General features: G+C 68.4%; 17 protein-coding genes and 1 pseudogene. 6 read left to right on the top strand and 12 right to left on the bottom strand.

The genetic code is table 11. The features are described 5' to 3' along the window. The 4 genes and pseudogenes from A8G18_RS16725 to A8G18_RS16710 all read right to left on the bottom strand — a co-directional run. A pseudogene (locus tag A8G18_RS16725) lies at positions 1-210 on the bottom strand (alpha/beta hydrolase); the annotation flags it as partial. Positions 211-398: 188 nt separating this feature from the next. Further along, on the bottom strand, positions 399-635 hold the full coding sequence (locus A8G18_RS16720) for a helix-hairpin-helix domain-containing protein (protein WP_064064754.1): 237 nt from the start codon (positions 633-635) through the stop codon (positions 399-401). A 9-nt stretch (positions 636-644) separates the two neighbouring features. Then, positions 645-1,619: an NAD(P)/FAD-dependent oxidoreductase gene (locus tag A8G18_RS16715; protein ID WP_064064756.1), complete on the bottom strand. Its 975-nt coding sequence runs from the start codon at positions 1,617-1,619 to the stop codon at positions 645-647. Continuing rightward, positions 1,616-2,476, bottom strand: a complete 861-nt coding sequence (locus tag A8G18_RS16710; protein ID WP_064064753.1) for a class I SAM-dependent methyltransferase — start codon at positions 2,474-2,476, stop codon at positions 1,616-1,618. Before A8G18_RS16710 ends, A8G18_RS16715 begins: the two co-directional genes overlap by 4 nt. 48 nt (positions 2,477-2,524) lie before the next feature. Between A8G18_RS16710 and A8G18_RS16705 the strand changes: the two genes are divergently transcribed. Next, the gene (locus tag A8G18_RS16705; RefSeq protein WP_016932374.1) at positions 2,525-3,109 is read left to right on the top strand and encodes a helix-turn-helix domain-containing protein; all 585 of its coding nucleotides are present in this window, start codon (positions 2,525-2,527) and stop codon (positions 3,107-3,109) included. Positions 3,110-3,127: 18 nt separating this feature from the next. Here A8G18_RS16705 and A8G18_RS16700 read toward each other — a convergent pair whose 3' ends face one another. From A8G18_RS16700 to map, 4 genes are all read right to left on the bottom strand, one after another. Beyond that, positions 3,128-3,616, bottom strand: coding sequence for an FBP domain-containing protein (locus A8G18_RS16700; protein ID WP_064064752.1), 489 nt, complete (start codon positions 3,614-3,616; stop codon positions 3,128-3,130). 86 nt (positions 3,617-3,702) lie between these two features. Continuing rightward, positions 3,703-4,956: a formamidase gene (gene fmdA / locus A8G18_RS16695; RefSeq protein WP_064064751.1), complete on the bottom strand. Its 1,254-nt coding sequence runs from the start codon at positions 4,954-4,956 to the stop codon at positions 3,703-3,705. Between the two features lie 58 nt (positions 4,957-5,014). Continuing rightward, positions 5,015-5,305 (bottom strand): FmdB family zinc ribbon protein, encoded by a 291-nt coding sequence (locus A8G18_RS16690; RefSeq protein WP_064064755.1) that lies wholly within the window; start codon positions 5,303-5,305, stop codon positions 5,015-5,017. Between the two features lie 89 nt (positions 5,306-5,394). Next, positions 5,395-6,174, bottom strand: coding sequence for a type I methionyl aminopeptidase (gene map, locus A8G18_RS16685; protein WP_064064750.1), 780 nt, complete (start codon positions 6,172-6,174; stop codon positions 5,395-5,397). Between the two features lie 90 nt (positions 6,175-6,264). On the opposite strand from map, the gene A8G18_RS16680 reads away from it, so the two are divergent. After that, positions 6,265-6,531: a helix-turn-helix domain-containing protein gene (locus A8G18_RS16680; RefSeq protein ID WP_064064749.1), complete on the top strand. Its 267-nt coding sequence runs from the start codon at positions 6,265-6,267 to the stop codon at positions 6,529-6,531. Between the two features lie 81 nt (positions 6,532-6,612). Beyond that, positions 6,613-7,527, top strand: a complete 915-nt coding sequence (locus tag A8G18_RS16675; protein ID WP_147290709.1) for an Rv1352/Rv1906c domain-containing protein — start codon at positions 6,613-6,615, stop codon at positions 7,525-7,527. Positions 7,528-7,529: 2 nt separating this feature from the next. On the opposite strand, the gene A8G18_RS16670 is transcribed toward A8G18_RS16675, so the two are convergent. Continuing rightward, a complete protein-coding gene (locus A8G18_RS16670) occupies positions 7,530-8,801 on the bottom strand; it encodes an MFS transporter (RefSeq protein ID WP_064064747.1) in 1,272 nt (423 codons plus the stop codon). 131 nt (positions 8,802-8,932) lie between these two features. Between A8G18_RS16670 and A8G18_RS16665 the strand changes: the two genes are divergently transcribed. Continuing rightward, complete coding sequence (locus A8G18_RS16665; protein WP_064064746.1) at positions 8,933-9,907, top strand: pseudouridine synthase; 975 nt, start codon at positions 8,933-8,935, stop codon at positions 9,905-9,907. Between the two features lie 273 nt (positions 9,908-10,180). Next, positions 10,181-10,738 (top strand): DUF6434 domain-containing protein, encoded by a 558-nt coding sequence (locus A8G18_RS16660; RefSeq protein ID WP_064064745.1) that lies wholly within the window; start codon positions 10,181-10,183, stop codon positions 10,736-10,738. Between the two features lie 130 nt (positions 10,739-10,868). Here A8G18_RS16660 and ychF read toward each other — a convergent pair whose 3' ends face one another. Then, positions 10,869-11,948: a redox-regulated ATPase YchF gene (gene ychF / locus A8G18_RS16655; RefSeq protein WP_016933949.1), complete on the bottom strand. Its 1,080-nt coding sequence runs from the start codon at positions 11,946-11,948 to the stop codon at positions 10,869-10,871. Positions 11,949-11,984: 36 nt separating this feature from the next. Beyond that, positions 11,985-12,422, bottom strand: a complete 438-nt coding sequence (locus A8G18_RS16650; RefSeq protein WP_016933948.1) for a hypothetical protein — start codon at positions 12,420-12,422, stop codon at positions 11,985-11,987. 154 nt (positions 12,423-12,576) lie between these two features. Here A8G18_RS16650 and A8G18_RS16645 point away from each other — a divergent pair, with 154 nt between their 5' ends. Further along, a complete protein-coding gene (locus A8G18_RS16645; protein ID WP_064064744.1) occupies positions 12,577-13,818 on the top strand; it encodes an AI-2E family transporter in 1,242 nt (413 codons plus the stop codon). A gap of 7 nt (positions 13,819-13,825) precedes the next feature. Here the strand turns inward: A8G18_RS16645 and A8G18_RS16640 are convergent, their stop codons facing one another. Then, positions 13,826-15,913 carry an SbcC/MukB-like Walker B domain-containing protein gene (locus tag A8G18_RS16640; RefSeq protein WP_425337706.1) on the bottom strand — a complete coding sequence of 696 codons (2,088 nt, stop codon included), beginning with the start codon at positions 15,911-15,913 and terminating at the stop codon, positions 13,826-13,828. Positions 15,914-16,173 lie beyond the last annotated feature (260 nt).

Genomic DNA, 16,173 nt, shown 5'->3' with positions numbered 1-16,173 from the left:
CGGCGGCGTGTACACGTCGAGGAAGGCGTCGGGGTCGTCCCCCCGATACCGGAGATCTGCCACGAGGTCCGTCTCCGGCGCCTCCACCGCGAGCTTCGCCGTCAGCTCTCGTGCGTCGCGTTCGAACACCTTCCGCACCACCAGCGCTCCCGGCACGGGGGTCAGGACGAACGCCGCCGCCCCGACGACGATCACCACGACGAGAACCATCAGGATCCACCTACCCGCGCGCCGACGCGGCGTCCTGTCCGTACCACCTTCCGACACCTGTCCCTCCCGCCTGATCACGACGCACCACGGTGGATCCGGACCGCACGATCATGTCGAACAGCGCAGCGGGAGGCCTCGCGTGCGACCCGTGCCGACGCAGATCACGCATCGGCCGGGTGAGCCTGTGCTCACCCGGCCGTCTCGTATGCCGGGCAGGGCTGTTCGGCAAAGATGAGTCCCCGTTCGGCGAGTGCTTCCGCGAGGATACGGAGCGCCTTCGGCCCCACCCCGTGCAACGCCGCCAGTTCCCGTCGCGAATGCCGTGCGACATCGTCGAGTGTGCCGATTCCTTCGGCGAGCAGAGCTCGAGTCGCAGGCTTTCCGATCGCGGGGAGATCACCCGGGGTGGGGGGCGTCGACGTCATGCATCGATGTTAGAGCCGCACATCCTGACGGGCGGCTCGTTTCTCCACCGCCGCAGCAGTTTCTTCCGCGATCAGATCGGCGTTCACGGCGGCCCCTGTCATCACGCCGGTGCCTGCCGCGACCACGACCACCGCCGAGAGGTCGGCCGAGTTGCCTGCCGCCCACACGCCGGGCAGAGCGGTCTTCCCCGTCGGGTCCGTCTCGATGAAGGTGCCCACAGGATGATCGGTGACCGCCCCGCCGAGCTGCTCGTACAGTTCGGCGCGAGCCACGAAACGCGGTGCGACCACCACGGCGTCGACGTCGAACTCGGTGCCGTCCTCGAGAACCACGGCACGGACCGCGTCGCCCTCGGCGCGGAGTTCCGCGACCGCCCCGTCGACGATCCGGACGTCGCGCGCCTCGAGTTGTTCGCGGGCCTCGGCCTCCAAGGGAGGTGCCGAGTGGGTGAAGAACGTGACGTCGTCGCTGAGCTGACGGAACAACAGGGTCTGGTGCACGCTCATCGGACCCGACGCGATCACGCCGATGCGCCGGTCCCGGACTTCCCAGCCGTGGCAGTAGGGGCAGTGCAGGACGGACGTGCCCCACAGTTCGCGCACTCCGGGGAGGTCGGGCAGCTCGTCGGCCAGTCCCGTCGCAAGGATCAGTCGGCGTGCGTGCACGGCTTTGCCTCCGGCGAGACCGATCTCGAATCCTGTTTCGGTACGGCGAGCGGATTCGGCACGCCCGGACAGGATCTCGGCGCCGTATCCGGCGGCTTCCTTCCGTCCGAGCGCCAAGAGCTCGGTCGGCGCGATGCCTTCGTGCCCGAGCACGTTGTGTGCGGCCGCGGCGGGGGCGTTGCGTGGTTCGCCGGCGTCGACGACGAGCACCGAGCGGCGCGAGCGTGCCAGCGCGGTGGCAGCGCTCAGTCCGGCCGAGCCACCGCCGATCACGACGACGTCGTAGTCCTCTTTCGCGGGATTCTCCTGGGTGTTCATCGGTTCTTCTCCTTCGTTGCCCGTGCGATCCACACGGTTCGGGATGTACGGACCACCAGATCCGTTCGGTGCAGTACCGAGTCGGGACCGTGGCCGGTGAGCTGGTCGAGCGTGTCGAGATCATCGGGGGACAGGACATGTTCGAGTGCGGTGCGCATCCGGCTCAGTACCGCGTGAGCGTATCGACGCACGGTGGCATCGACGTCGACATCGAGTTCGTCGCGGCGCATCTCGATCATCTCGAAACCGGCGCGACGCAGATTCTCGCTCCAGTCGGGCCACCTGTTCCACCCTCGGGACGCCACGGCCTCGTGGCATCTCGCTTCGAGTCCCGGTGCACTGATACCGATGTCGTCGGGCAGGAAGCGTGGTTGCGATTCCATCTCGGTGATCACCACCACTCCGGCCGATTCCATCGAGTCGAACAGTTGCCGGAGTATCGCGTCGGGATCCTCGATGTGATGCAGGGACAGCGCCGCCCAGCCCAGATCGATCGCACCCACGGCCGGCAGCCCTGCGTCGAGGTCCACCTCGACGGTTCGGATCCGATCATCGAACCCGTTGTGCTCAGCGGTCTTCCGGATCCGGCCGAGCATTCCGGCAGATCGGTCGAGAGCCACGAGCTGGGCGTGGCGGAACCGGCGGGCCAGGGCGAGTGTGCCCGTGCCCGTCCCCGCGCCGATGTCGACGATGACGCGTGGTTCCCGCGCGAGCTGTCCGGCGACCCGGTCGAGCAACGATTCGAAGTAGGGCCGATGCATCTCGGCGTCGAGGTCGAGCACCTCTGCCATCGATTCGTCGTGGGCAGGGTCGTGCGGTGCGTGTCGTGGATGCGAGGCATGGGCGTGGTGGTGCATGACTCCACGCTAGAACGCATCATTCATTTTCCGCATACACTCTTGCCTATGGAGCAAGAATCGTCCGATCTCGACCGACTCATCCGTCAGCGCATCCGAAGCCTGCGACTCGCGCAGGGCTGGACACTCGACGCTCTCGCAGCCCGGTGCCACATCAGCCCGTCGAACCTGAGCCGCATCGAGACGGGCCGCCGCAGAATCGCACTCGACCAGCTCGTCCCGATCGCCCGGGCACTCGACACCACCATCGACCAGCTCGTCGAATCCGGCGACGACCAGGACGTGGTGATCAGACCCCAACCGTGCGACACGCCGGGGTACACGACCTGGCTGTTGTCGCGGGAACGGTCACTGGGCGGTGTCACCGTCGCCAAGATGCGGATCACGCTGCAGGAGCCGCGGCCGGCGGACACGCTCCCCGTGCACCCGGGGCACGAATGGTTCACCGTCCTGTCCGGCACGGCCCGGCTCCAGCTCGGCGAGCGGACGATTCTCATCCAGGAGGGCAATGCCGCCGAGTTCTCCACGATGACCCCGCACGCGATCAGCGCACACGACGGGCCGGTGGAGATCCTCACGATCCTCGACCACAACGGCGAGCGTGCCCACCTGCGCAGCTCCGGCTCGCACTGAGCACGCCGGACGAGCCCTTCAGCCGTACAGACGGTCGACGAACGCGTGGAGATTCTCGCGGGCACGTTCGGCCTTCTCCTCCGGCTCGAGGTCCTCGCGGTAGCGGCTCCCCAGGGCGGGCTTCTTCCTGCCGCGCGCATACAACGAACACTGCAGGTCGATGCACATGTACGTCCCGACCGCGTTGCCCGCTCGTCCCGAATCTCCGACCTTGTTCGCCGTCATCAGCGCGATGCCGCCCCGCGTGTGGGTGGTGAGGCAGATCGTGCACATCTGCGTCTTGCCGGAACCCTGCTGTTCGAACCGCATGGCGACGCCGACGAGTTCGCCGTCGCGCGGGACGACGATGTAGCCGCGACCGGGGAACGACGGATCGGTCCAGCCGAGGAAGTCGAGTTCGTCCCACGGCCGGTCGTCGAGATCGCGCGGCACCGGAAGCCGCTTCGCATCACCCTTGGAGCAGTTGACGAAGGATGTTCGAATGTCCCGTTCGGTGAGCGGGTCCATGGCCGGGACCACCTTTCGTTCGCGTATGTACCGACCCGAGGACGGTACGCGCCCCGCTCCTACCCGACAAACGATTTTCGCGGCCCTCACGCCGACGAACGCGGCGCTCCGATGCCCGGATCGATCGTCACCGGACCGGACGCGGTGGGCGCGACCGGGAAGTCGAAGATCGCCGTCGGAAGGTACACCGTGGCACACGAATTCGGGATGTCCACCACACCCGACAAGCGTCCCTCGATGGGTGCAGCCCCGAGCAGGAGATACGCCTGCTCGGGGCTGTAGCCGAATTTCGTCAGATAGTCGATGGCGTGCAGGCAGGCCCGCTGGTACGCCAATTGCGAATCCAGATACCGCTGTTCGCCGTCGAGCGTCACGGACGTGCCGGAGAACGCGAGCCACTCGGAGTACTGCGGGTCGGTGTTGCCGGGCATGAAGATGGCGTTCTCGCTCACCCCGTAGGTCTCCATGCCGCCGGGGATCAGGTCGACGCGCAGGTCGATGAAGCCACCCATCTCGATGGCACCGCAGAAGGTGATCTCGCCGTCGCCCTGCGAGAAGTGCAGGTCGCCGACCGACAGATTCGCTCCGTCGACGAAGACCGGATAGAAGATCCGGCTTCCCTTCGTGAGGTTCTTGATGTCCTGGTTGCCGCCGTTCTCCCGGGGCGGAGCGGTGCGCGCCGCTTCGGCCGCGACCCGGTCGAAGTCGGCGCCCGACAGGCTGCCGAGGATGGCGCCGTTCGGCTCGGGCGGCAGCGCCAGCGCCGGTTCACGGTCGGGATCCGTCGCGATCAGCGCCGCTTCCCGGGTGTTCCACGTCGACAGCAGTTCGTGCGACGGTGCCGTCCCCATCAGACCGGGATGCACGATGCCGGTGAACGACACATGGGGCACGTGACGGCTCGTCGCCTTCTGACCGGAGAAGTCCCAGACCGCCTTGTAGGCGTCGGGGAACTGGTCCGTGAGGAAGCCCCCGCCGTTCGTCTTCGCGAAGATGCCCGTGTATCCCCAACCCTGTCCGGCGAGCGGACCCGAGTCCTCCTGCGGGATCGGGCCGAGGTCGAGGATGTCGACGATCAGCAGGTCGCCGGGCTTGGCACCTTCCACGGCGAACGGTCCCGACAACGCGTGCACGATGTGCAGCGGGGCATTGCGGATGTCGTCGGCGGAATCGTCGTTGTGGATCTCACCGTCGAACCATTCGCGGCAGTGCACGCGGAAGGAATCGCCCGGTTTCAGCGTCGCGACGGGCGGGATGTCCGGGTGCCAGCGGTTGTGGCCGATCTTGTCCTGATCGGTGAACCGGCGGGTCGAATCGAGCGGGAACACGACGTCGGGCACGGGACCTCCTGGAGCGGTGGCGGATCGAGGGCGGTGTCGGATTACGGGCGGTGTCGGATCACGGGCGGGGCAACGTTCGGTGTCGGGGATCGGTCGTGACCGGCCGCGACGGACGCCTCGACACGCCGGGGAGGGCACCCGAGACGACGTCGGGCTCGGAGGCGGTACGGGCCGTCGCGTCGTGCAGGCGCATCGCTGCCGAACCTCCCCGACCGAGACGCGGTGGGGTGAGAGAGCGACGAGACTGTTGCTCGCACCGCGGGCACGGAGCCGATGCGGAGACTTCACTCATGGGAACGGAGACGTCGAAGGGCCCGCAGTCGGCACATCGGAACTCGTACAGCGGCATCTGCATCGCCTCTCGCGCGTCGGTGCACCGACCATAACGGACCGAGCGGAAACCCGCGTGTCTACTCCGAATCTTCCTGCCGTCCGGATCTATTCGGTGACGCGCTCCCGTTTCGTCAGCACCAGCGGTTCACCTTCGGTGATCGCGATCGTGTGTTCGCTGTGCGCGGTGCGCGAACCGTCGGCGGAACGGATGGTCCAGCCGTCGGGGTCGTAGACGATCCCATCCGTCCCCGCCGCGAACCACGGTTCGAGGGCGAGCGTCAGACCGGGACGCAGCACGAGCCCACGACCCGCACGCCCGACGTTCGCCACGTGCGGATCCTCGTGCATGGTGCGACCGAGCCCGTGACCACCGAACTCGGTGTTGACGGGATAGCCGTAGTCGGCCGCGACGGCGCCGATCGCCGCCGAGATGTCACCGAGGCGGTTGCCGGGGAGCGCGGCGGCGATACCCGCGGCCAGTGCCATCTCGGTCGCCTCGACCAGATGCCGGTCCTCGGGACGCTCCGCGCCGACGATGATGCTGCGCGCCGAATCGGCGACCCAGCCGCCGATCGAGACGGCGATGTCCATGCTGAGCAGGTCGCCGTCCCGGAGCACGTAGTCGTGCGGGAGCCCGTGGAGCACTGCGTCGTTGACGGACAGGCAGATGGCGTTGCGGAACGGTCCACGCCCGAACGAGGGCGCGTAGTCCCAGTAGCACGAGACCGCGCCGCGTTCCTCGATCATGTCCCGCGCGCGCTGCTCGAGATCGAGCAGGTTCACACCGGGCCGGGCGCGGCCGGTGAGGTCGTCGAGCAACTCGGCGATGAACGTGCCGGTCACATCCATGGCCGCGATCTCGCGGGGGGTCTTCAATTCCAGCACAGGGCACTCCTCAGGATGACAAGACGGTATTTAAATACCACTCTAACCCATGGCCGTTATTTTCATACCGGTACCGGCTAGACTGCGGGCATGGTGCGACTCCCCCTGACCCCGGAACAGCTCGCCGCCGGCAAGCGTCTGGGCGGACGGCTGCGCGAAGCCCGGGGCAGCAGGACGCTCACCGAGGTGGCTCGCGCCGCCGACATCTCACCGGAAACCCTCCGGAAGATCGAGACCGGACGACTGGCCACCCCTGCGTTCGCGACGATCGCCGCGCTCGCGCGGGTGCTGCCCGTCTCCCTCGACGATCTCGCCGAACTGGCCCTTCCCTGCGACGACCTGCAGCAAACCGGGTGATCCCACCCCGCATGACGTAACAGCAGCAGACATCGGCAGCGATATCAGGAGGCGTAACACCGCGACAGCGAAGGGACCCGAATGTCGATGCAGCCTCCGCCGGACGGATACGGCTACGGCTACGGCGCTCCCCCGCCACCCTGGCCCGCCCCGACCCCGCCGCGACGACCGAAGTGGCCGTGGCTCGTGGGCGGTGCCCTGCTCGTCGCCGTCGTCGCCGCAGTCGCCGCCCTGGTCGTCACCCTGACCCGCTCAGCCGATCCGGAATCGGAGAGCACCGCCGCTGCACGCACGTCCCCGTCGACCGTGACGGTCACCGTGCCGCCGTCCGCAGCCCCGCAGACCGAGGCGGATCAGCCCACCCCGCAAGCGCAGACGAGCCGGCCTGCCACCCCGAGCGGTTTCCCGACCAACGGCACCTTGAAGGTCGGAGTCGACATCACCCCCGGTGAATACGCGCTACGCCCGACGGATTCGCTCGGTGGTTACTGGGAGCGACTGTCCTGCCTCACGGGCGACTTCGAGTGCATCACGGCCAACAGCATCGTGCAGGGCAACAGCTATGTCACCGTGCTCCCAGGAGATGCGGCCCTGCGGATCGAGGATCTCGAGCTCTCGGCCACCGGCAATCCCGCGCCCGCGACGGGACCTGCGCGGCCGCTACCGCCCGTGTCGGCCTCCGAGGACACCGACGCACAGGGCTTCGTCGGCATCCCCGAGGCACGGTGCAACCACACGAATCCCGCCGTCGCCATCGGGCAGACGGCCGAGTCGCTCGTCGTGGTGTGTGAGACCGGGGCCGGGCGGTACTACTACAAGGGTGTCCGCACGAACGACGGCGCGGCGATCGAGATCGACGATCCCGCGCCCTCGGGGGACGGCTTCACCGCAACGAACGCCGGTGTGCAGTATCGGATCTCGTCGAGCGCTCTCGTCATCTCCGAAGGGTCGACGGTGCTCGCCGAGGAACCGATGCTGCAGTACTGGTCGCGGTGAGGTCACCGGGGACGCGAGATCGCTCGTCCCGCGCCACTTCTCCACACACTGTGTACGCCGCTCGGTCCGATGCCCCGATCGAGGGCGATCAGCAGGACGGCACATCCGATTCCCGACAGCACCAGGCTCGTACCGAACAGCGCGGGATAACCGAACACGTCTCCGACGACACCGGCGGTGAATCCCGCGATGCCCTGCACGACGACGATCGCGCACGCGAGCAGGGTGTAGTCGCTGCCGGCGTGCTCCTGGTCCGCGGCGTCCATCATGAGCGTGAACACCGCGACTGTCGCAGCACCACCGAGGATGTGTTCGGCGAGACTCGCGGAGACGATGAGCCCGAATCCGCCGTAGCCGAGCGACGCGACCACATACAGCGCGAGACTCGCGGTCTGGGTGACGCCGCCGATCAGCAGGGCCTGGCGGCGGCCGCGCCGGAAGCACAGCCATCCACCGAGCGCGGCGCCGCCCAGTGCGCCCGCCGACGACAACACGCCCTTGACCAGTGCGATCTGCCCGAGGGTCAGGCCGGAGTCGGACATGAACGGCCCCACCATCGCCGATCCCATCGAATCGCCGAACTTGAAACCGCCGATGAGAAGGATGAATGCGAGCATCCCGGGGCGGCGCAGACGTGCCCACCACGCGACGGTCATGCGGGTCGCACTCCTCGGCGGCCGGTCCGCCGTGTCCCGTCTCTCCGTGCGCGGCAGTCGCCAGACCGGGATGGTCGTCAGCACCAGCAGGAAGGCCATCGCGAGGAACAGGCTGCGCCAGCCCGCGAGGGAGAACACCCACAGCAGCGCTCCCCCGCCGACGATCATCCCGATGCGGTACGCGCCGACCTGGATGCCGTTGCCGAGTCCGCGTTGTCTCGGTCCGAGCAGGTGCACGGCCAGGCCGTCGGTCGCGACGTCCTGCGTGGCCGACAGTGCGTTGACCACCGCAATGCCGACGAGCAGCCATCGCAGCGTCGACGACAGATCGAGGCACGCGAGGATCAACGACACCGCCGACGCCGCAAGCTGGAGCGAGAGCAGCCACTGCCGCCGGGTTCCGTAATGATCGACGTACGGCGCCCACAGGAACTTCAGCGCCCACGGCGCGAACAGCACGCCGGTCGCGCTGATCGCGATCAGCGAGAAACCCGACTCGCGGAGTACCACCGGAAGCGCCTGGGTGAAGAACCCGTACGGCAGGCCCTGCGCGAAGTACAGGGCAGCCAGCAGCGCGAGCGTGCCGGTCGGGATGCCGAGCCGGGCCGGTGCAGTCATGCGGACATGGTGGCAGAACGGTGTCGGCCGTCCCCGGCAGGCGTACACGAGACGCTGCGCCGCTTCCCGGACGCATCCCCGCATCACCGTCCCTCACCCGAGGCGCAGCCCGTTCCCGGTTCGGTGGGAGGATGGGGCACGTGCCGATGCCCTCGCCGTTGCCCGTCAGGAACGGGGTCGGGCCCACGCGATTGCGTGTTCCCACCTCCGGCCCGTGGGCGACGGTCGCCGAGTACGTCGTCGCACGATTCGACCACCTGGACGCCGACGATCTCTACCGCCGCTTCGACACCGGCGAGATCGTGGGGATCGACGGAGAACCGATCGGCCGGAGCACCGAGCTCGGAGCGCACCGATTCGTCTGGTACTACCGCGATCTGCCCGTCGAGGAACCGGTACCGTTCCACGAGGAGATCCTGCATATCGACGACGACCTCGTCGTCGTCGACAAACCGCACTTCCTGCCGACCACTCCGGGCGGGCGTTATCTGCGCGAGTCGGCGCTCGTCCGGCTACGGACGCGCCTCGACAACCCGGATCTGACACCGATCCACCGCCTCGACCGGGCGACCGCCGGACTGGTGATGTTCTCGGCCCGGCCCGCGACCCGCGGCGCCTACCAGTCACTGTTCGAGAGGCGCCGGGTCACCAAGGTGTACGAGGCGGTATCGGCTCTTCCGGCGGAGTGGGATCCGGCAGCGCCGCGGATCGCCGGACGTCCGGTACCCGTGCTGTACCGCAATCACATCGAGGCGCGCCGCGGCGAGCTGCGCGTCGTCGTCGACGACACCCGCGAACCCAACTCCGAGACGCTGCTCGAGGTGCTCGGGTCGGGCGTGAGCAGATCGGGACGAACCGTTCTGCACACCCTTCTCCGCCCGCACACCGGCCGCATGCACCAGCTGCGCGTGCACCTGGCGGCGCTCGGCATCGGAATCCTCGGCGACCACTGGTATCCCGTCCTGCTGCCCGAGACACCGGACGACCATTCGCTCCCGCTCCAACTTCTCGCGCGGGAACTGGAATTCGTCGACCCCCTGTCGGGCGCCGAACGCCGGTTCGTCACTCGGCGCATCCTGGACGAAGCACCGCTGCCGGAAGACTGAGCACGTTCGGCTCGGTCCGTGCTTCGTCATGCAGCCGTTACGGGATACCGCTACCCCTGGGTACCGAGGACGACCGGTCACGGCACGGAGACGACCCGGAGCGGCTGCGCGAAGAGGCGCCGATCCGAACGGAACTCCGCCGCATTCCGGTACCTGACAACCTGTCACTGTGCCGTAGGGGTAGTGCTCCGGAGCATGGATACACGCGTTCTCTGCGGCCGGCAGCCACGCGTCGAGCTCTCGGCGCGTTGCCCCCCGGTAGCATGGACCTCCGTGTCCGCCGAGAACCGCCCCGCCTTGACAGGTGACCTGACCAGCGCCGAACTGCTCCGTTGGTATTGGCGCAAGGACGAATTGGCCGACCTCGCCAGGCAGCTCGACATCAGAGCCTCCGGCAGCAAGGAACTCCTGAATCGACGGATCGCAGCGAAACTCGACGGCATCCCATTCGCGGAGCCGCAGCCGGCCAAGCGTGCGTCCCGGGCACAGCTGGCCGGTCCGCTGACTTCGGCGACGGTGATCCCCGAGGGCCAAAGGTGCAGCCAAGTCGTGCGTACATGGTTCATCGGGCAGGTAGGAACGTCCTTCGGCTTCGACGCGGAGATGCGCGCCTTCTTTGCGGACACCGACGGCACGCAGACCATGCAGGACGCTCTCGATCACTATCTGGCCACGCGCGATCAGGGCACGAAGTCCATCGACGGACAATTCGAGTTCAACCGATTCACCCGCGCATGGCATGAGGCGAACCCGACGGGGAGCCGGGACGATCTGCTTCAGGCCTGGAGACGCTACCGGGAGCTCCCAGTGGACCGACGGGGCCGGGCATAGTCCACGATCCGGTCCCATCGGCCACTGATCAACCGTAGGCAACGGGTACGGAGCAGGTGCGCAAGAAACGGGCGCTCACCAGCACGGTACTTCGCACTGATGAGCACCTGAGCTGAGGGAACGTAGCTCACTACACGTTGAAGCGGAACTCCACCACGTCGCCGTCGGCCATGACGTAGTCCTTGCCCTCCATGCGGACCTTGCCCTTGGCCTTCGCCTCGGCCATCGAACCGGCCGCGTCGAGGTCGGCGAAGGAGACGATCTCGGCCTTGATGAAGCCGCGCTCGAAGTCGGTGTGGATCACGCCGGCCGCCTTGGGGGCGGTGTCGCCCTTGCGGATCGTCCAGGCACGCGATTCCTTCGGACCGGCCGTCAGGTAGGTCTGCAGACCGAGGGTGTGGAATCCGGCGCGCGCGAGCTGCTTCAGTCCCGCCTCGGTCTGGCCGATGGATTCGAGCAGTTCCATCGCTTCGTCCTCGTCGAGTTCGAGGAGTTCGGACTCGACCTTGGCGTCGAGGAAGACGGCGTCGGCCGGGGCGACGGCCTGACGCAACTCTTCCTTGCGCTCCTCGTTGGTGAGGACGGCTTCGTCGGCGTTGAAGACGTACAGGAACGGCTTGGCGGTGAGCAGGTGCAGCTCGCGCAGCAGCTCGCTCTTCACCTCGGCCTGGGCGGAGAAGATGGTGCGGCCGTCCTCGAGGATCGCCTGCGCCTTCTTCGTCTCCTCCAGCTGGGCGACGAGTTCCTTGTTCTTCCGGGATTCCTTCTCGAGTCGCGGCAGTGCCCGCTCGATCGTCTCCAGGTCGGCGAGGATCAGCTCGGTCGCGATGACCTCGATATCGGCCATCGGGTCGACCTTGCCGTCGACGTGGACCACGTCCGGATCGTCGAACACACGCACGACCTGGCAGATGGCGTCGGCTTCGCGGATGTTGGCGAGGAACTTGTTGCCCATGCCCTCACCCGCGGAGGCGCCCTTCACGATGCCGGCGATGTCGACGAACGAGACGGTCGCCGGGAGGATGCGCTCGGAACCGAAGATCTCGGCGAGCCGGTTCAGCCGCGGATCGGGCAGTTCGACGACGCCGACATTGGGCTCGATGGTGGCGAACGGATAGTTCGCGGCCAGCACATCGTTCTTGGTCAGCGCATTGAACAGCGTCGACTTGCCGACGTTGGGAAGACCGACGATTCCGAGGGTAAGGCTCACGGAATCGGTATTCTACGCGGCCATCCCCGGCTCACTTCACCCGCACGCCACGCGTACCAACTGCGCGATGCGCGCAGCCTGATCTTCGTCGGGCACGGTCGATCCGTTGGCCGCGACTTCCTGAACCTTCGCGTTCACTTCCTGGTCGGATGCACCCTCGTCGATGAGAGGGCAGGTCTCGGTGACGATGGACTCGATGTCCTGCGTCTCCCGGTCGGCCGACAGCTGCGGGTAACCGGTGCGGAAGGCCGCGACGAAGACGTCGAGCTTCGCCTTGTCGAAGATGTCGCCGGCCCGCTCGGCCGCGCTGGACGCGACGCTCTGCACCGACGAGATGGCGCCCTCTGCCTGCTCCTGAACGCTCGTGACCGCGACATCCGCCGAGGAGCGCACGTCCTCGTCGCTGGGAGTGTCGTCGGAGCTGCACGCGGTGAGCGCGAAGGCGGCGGCGATCGCCACAGTCGCACCGGCCACACGCAGACGTCGGGTCGTGCTCGTTCGGTTCGTCACGTTTCGAGAATGCCACGGACGGGGACCCTTCATCGCCGTTTCCGTCGTGTCGTCCGGATCACGCGCGGCGCTCGGTGACCGTAGATTGGCGACTGTCGATCGGTATCGAGCTCGATACATGTCGGAAGGACCGTCGTTGACCGAATCGAAGACCGCGCCCCGCGGCAACAGCAGTGATAAGCCTTCGGTGACACCCGACCGGGCAAGCCTGCTGGGCACGGGCGGAATCTGGCTCGCCAAGTGGTCGGCCTGCCTCGTCGTCATCGCTGCTGCCGCCGTGGTGATCGGCTGGATCATCGAGAAGATGTGGGTGATCGTGCTGCCGGTCGCGCTCGCGATCGTCGTCTCCACGATTCTGTGGCCGCCCACCCGTTTCATGACCAAACGTGGCGTGCCGCCGGCCGGCGCGGCCGGCCTGACCCTGGTCATGTTCTTCGCGGTCGTCGGCGGCATCATCGCCGGGATCGTGCCTTCGGTGGTGTCCCAGATGCCAGACCTGGCCAACAAGGCCACCGAAGGCATCAACACCGTGCAGGAGTGGGTGAAGGGACCCCCGATCAACCTGCGCGACGAGCAGCTCGACAATGCCGTCCACGCGGTGGTCGAGCGAGTGCAGGGCAGTGCCGCCACGATCGCCGGGGGTGTGTTCTCCGGCGTGAGCACGGCAGGTTCGCTGCTCGTCACGCTCGCTCTCGTCCTTGTGCTGGCGTTCTTCTTCATCAAGGACGGCCCGCGGTTCCTGCCCTGGCTGCGCAGGGTGAGCGGCCGCCGCGCCGGACGCCATTTCGACGAGATCCTCAGGCGGATGTGGACCACGCTCGGCGGGTTCATCCGCACGCAGGCCCTGGTGAGCTTCATCGACGCTCTGTTCATCGGTATCGGCCTGGTGATCCTCGGAGTGCCACTCGCCCCGGTGCTGGCGATCCTCACGTTCATCGGCGGGTTCGTACCCATCGTCGGTGCGTTCGTCGCAGGTGCGCTGGCCGTGTTGGTGGCGCTCGTCGCAAACGGCTTCACCACGGCGCTCATCGTGCTCGTCCTCATCATCGCGGTGCAGCAGATCGAGGGAAACGTGCTGCAGCCGGTGCTGCAGTCGCGGTCGATGAATCTGCATGCGGCCGTGGTGCTGCTCGCGGTGACGGCGGGATCGTCGTTGTTCGGCATCATCGGCGCGTTCCTGGCCGTGCCTGTTGCGGCGGTGACCGCGGTGGTCATCCGCTACATCGGCGAACAGATCGACGAACGCGCCCGGGAAGGAGAGGACGAGACGAAGGCACTGCCGGCTCCGGGCGACACCTCGGTGCCCGATCCGAAGAACGCCAAGCCTGCCCCTCCGGAGCCGGCCGCCTCCGAGGAGTGAGGGACGGTCAGCTCGCCACGCGGACGGTGGATCCCGAGCGGCCACGGATCACGTGCAGCCTGCTCGGGATGCGCTGGCGCATCTCGTCGACGTGACTGACCACACCCACCACGCGGCCTCCCGCGCGTAGTTCGTCGAGCACACCCATGACGGCCTCGAGGGAGTCGGCGTCGAGCGAGCCGAACCCTTCGTCGATGAACATCGTGTCGAGCACGAGCCCACCGGCCTCGGCGGCGACGACGTCGGCGAGTCCGAGGGCGAGCGCGAGCGACGCCTGGAAGGACTCCCCTCCCGACAACGTCTTCGTCGACCGCACGGCGCCGGTGTACTCGTCGTGGATGTCGAGGCCGAGACCGCCGCGACGGCCACGGCTCTCGACCGCGTCGGAATGCACGAATTCGTAACGGCCACCGGACATCCTGCGGAGCCGTTCGGAGGCCGCGTCGGCGACCTCCTCGAGTCGTGCCGCGAGCACGTACGAGCGGAGCGACATCTTCTTGGCGTTCGAGCCCATCCCGGCCACGACGTCGGCGAGCGCGGACAGTTCGGCGTGCTCGTCGAGCAACGGAGCGAGTTCGGCGCAGGCACGCTCGAGCCGCCGGGTGTAGGTCTCGATGTCGAGGTGCCGGCGCTCGGCCTCGGTGGCCGCACTCAGAGCGGCTTCCACCGCGGCGGCACCGTCGTCCACCACCGTGCGGGCCGCTGTCACATCGGCGACCTCGTCCCCGCTGAGGGCGGCGATCGCGGGGTCGTTCAGCGTGGAGCCGGCGACGGCGCGTTCGTCGTCGGCGGCACGCAGGACGCGGTCGATCTCGACGAGTCGCTCGGGCCGCCGGACCGCGGCGAGAGCACTGTCCAGGTGAGCGAAACCCGCCTCGACGGCAGCGGTGCGGGCGTCGGCGGCACGCTCGTCGGCGGCCGTCCGCGCCTGGAGGGCCGCGGTGCGGGCATCGAGAAGTGCGGTCGCGGCGGCGGACAACGCGGCGACCGCCCTGCGCCGGGGGGCGAGCAGATCGAGGTCGCCGACGGCCTCGACGATGCGCTCGGTGATCTCGGTGATCTCGGCGGCGCGGACTGCGTCCTCGCGGGCGAGATCCGACAGTTCGGCGTCGAGCCGCTTCTCCTGCTCGGCCAGGACGGTGTCGCGCTTGCGCAGATCCTCGACCACCGCGCGCAGGTGGTCGAGCCGGCCCGCAACGGTGGCGGCCTCGTCGTGGGCGCGAACCGCCTCGGCGTGGGCGGCGGTGAGCTCGGCGAGTTCGACGTCGCCGCAACGCTGCCGGAGAACGGCGACGATCCCGGCGAGGTCGGTGGCGGCCTCGCGCGCCTCGGCCAGCGCGGTGGCGGCGCGCTGCTCGGCGGCGTGGGCGCCTTCTTCGTCGGCCTTCGTCGCGGTGTCGGGCGCCGGGCGGGCAGGCGCGGGATGTTCGGTGGAACCGCAGACCACACACGGTTCTCCGTCGGTGAGACGTGCCGCGAGTTCGGCGGCCATCCCGTCGATCCGCCGTTGCCGGACGTCGAGGTGCGCAGCGCGCGCCTCGTTGAATTCGGAGTGCAGCTGCAGCACCCGGCCTTCAAGGCGATCGAGTTCGGTTCGGCGCGAAGCGAGTTCGACGGCTGCCTCGAGTGCGTCGGCGGCGTGGGCGCGTGCGGTCGACAGACCCGCGAGCATGGCCGCTGCCCGCTCGGCCTCGGCGACCGCATCGGCGGCGGCGGCCGACCGCTCGGGCAGCGCGACACGCTCGTCGATCACCTGCTGCCGCTCGTCGGTGAGGGCACGCCGGCGCCCGGCGCGATTCTCGCGCTCGGCTTCGATCTCGGCGAGGCGGCGCCGGCGGTCGAGGAGGACATCGAGACGCGCTGCCTCCGAGGACCATTGCTCGCAGCGTGGGCGGATGATGTCGCGATCGGCGGCGGACGGCGTGGGCCCGATCGCGGCGAGCAGTTCGCGACCCTCGTCGTCGTTCCCGAGCGGCACCGCGGCGGCCTCGGCACGGGCGGCAGCCGCCTCGGCCTCGCGTGCGAGGCGGTGGGCCTCCCGATCGACGACGGTCACACCCACCGCTCGATGCGCGGCGTCGCGTTCGGCCGCCATGGCGGCACGCTGCGACTGCGTCTGCTCGAGTTCGGCGAGGACGTTCAGTGCCTCGCGGCGCCGGCGGAGTCGGTCGGCGAGAGCGACGACCTCGTCGAGCCTGCGCCGATTGGCTTCGTCGACGGTGCGGACCCGCGCGAGCGCCGCGGCGGCGGCGTCGCGGTTCTCCGCGGCCTCGGCGAGAAGCCGACCGGCCCATTCCACCGGGTCGGCGTCGGCGCCCGCTTCGATCCCGGCGGACGCGGCGACCTTCGCCGCGA

It is taken from the genome of Rhodococcus gordoniae (assembly GCF_001646655.1).
In the GTDB taxonomy this organism is placed as follows: domain Bacteria; phylum Actinomycetota; class Actinomycetes; order Mycobacteriales; family Mycobacteriaceae; genus Rhodococcus; species Rhodococcus gordoniae.
The sequence above is the reverse complement of the archived record's forward strand: the minus strand, read 5'-3'. Positions and strand labels throughout refer to the sequence as shown.

Coding starts and splice junctions, on each gene's coding strand:
- A8G18_RS16690 (WP_064064755.1), bottom strand. CDS start 5,305: ATGCCGCTGTACGAGTTCCGATGTGCCGACTGCGGGCCCTTCGACGTC.
- A8G18_RS16665 (WP_064064746.1), top strand. CDS start 8,933: ATGGGGCACGTGCCGATGCCCTCGCCGTTGCCCGTCAGGAACGGGGTC.
- A8G18_RS16705 (WP_016932374.1), top strand. CDS start 2,525: ATGGAGCAAGAATCGTCCGATCTCGACCGACTCATCCGTCAGCGCATC.
- A8G18_RS16680 (WP_064064749.1), top strand. CDS start 6,265: ATGGTGCGACTCCCCCTGACCCCGGAACAGCTCGCCGCCGGCAAGCGT.
- A8G18_RS16700 (WP_064064752.1), bottom strand. CDS start 3,616: ATGGACCCGCTCACCGAACGGGACATTCGAACATCCTTCGTCAACTGC.
- A8G18_RS16720 (WP_064064754.1), bottom strand. CDS start 635: ATGACGTCGACGCCCCCCACCCCGGGTGATCTCCCCGCGATCGGAAAG.
- A8G18_RS16645 (WP_064064744.1), top strand. CDS start 12,577: ATGTCGGAAGGACCGTCGTTGACCGAATCGAAGACCGCGCCCCGCGGC.
- A8G18_RS16710 (WP_064064753.1), bottom strand. CDS start 2,476: ATGCACCACCACGCCCATGCCTCGCATCCACGACACGCACCGCACGAC.
- A8G18_RS16640 (WP_425337706.1), bottom strand. CDS start 15,913: ATGGCGGCCGAACGCGACGCCGCGCATCGAGCGGTGGGTGTGACCGTC.
- A8G18_RS16715 (WP_064064756.1), bottom strand. CDS start 1,619: ATGAACACCCAGGAGAATCCCGCGAAAGAGGACTACGACGTCGTCGTG.
- A8G18_RS16670 (WP_064064747.1), bottom strand. CDS start 8,801: ATGACTGCACCGGCCCGGCTCGGCATCCCGACCGGCACGCTCGCGCTG.
- A8G18_RS16675 (WP_147290709.1), top strand. CDS start 6,613: ATGTCGATGCAGCCTCCGCCGGACGGATACGGCTACGGCTACGGCGCT.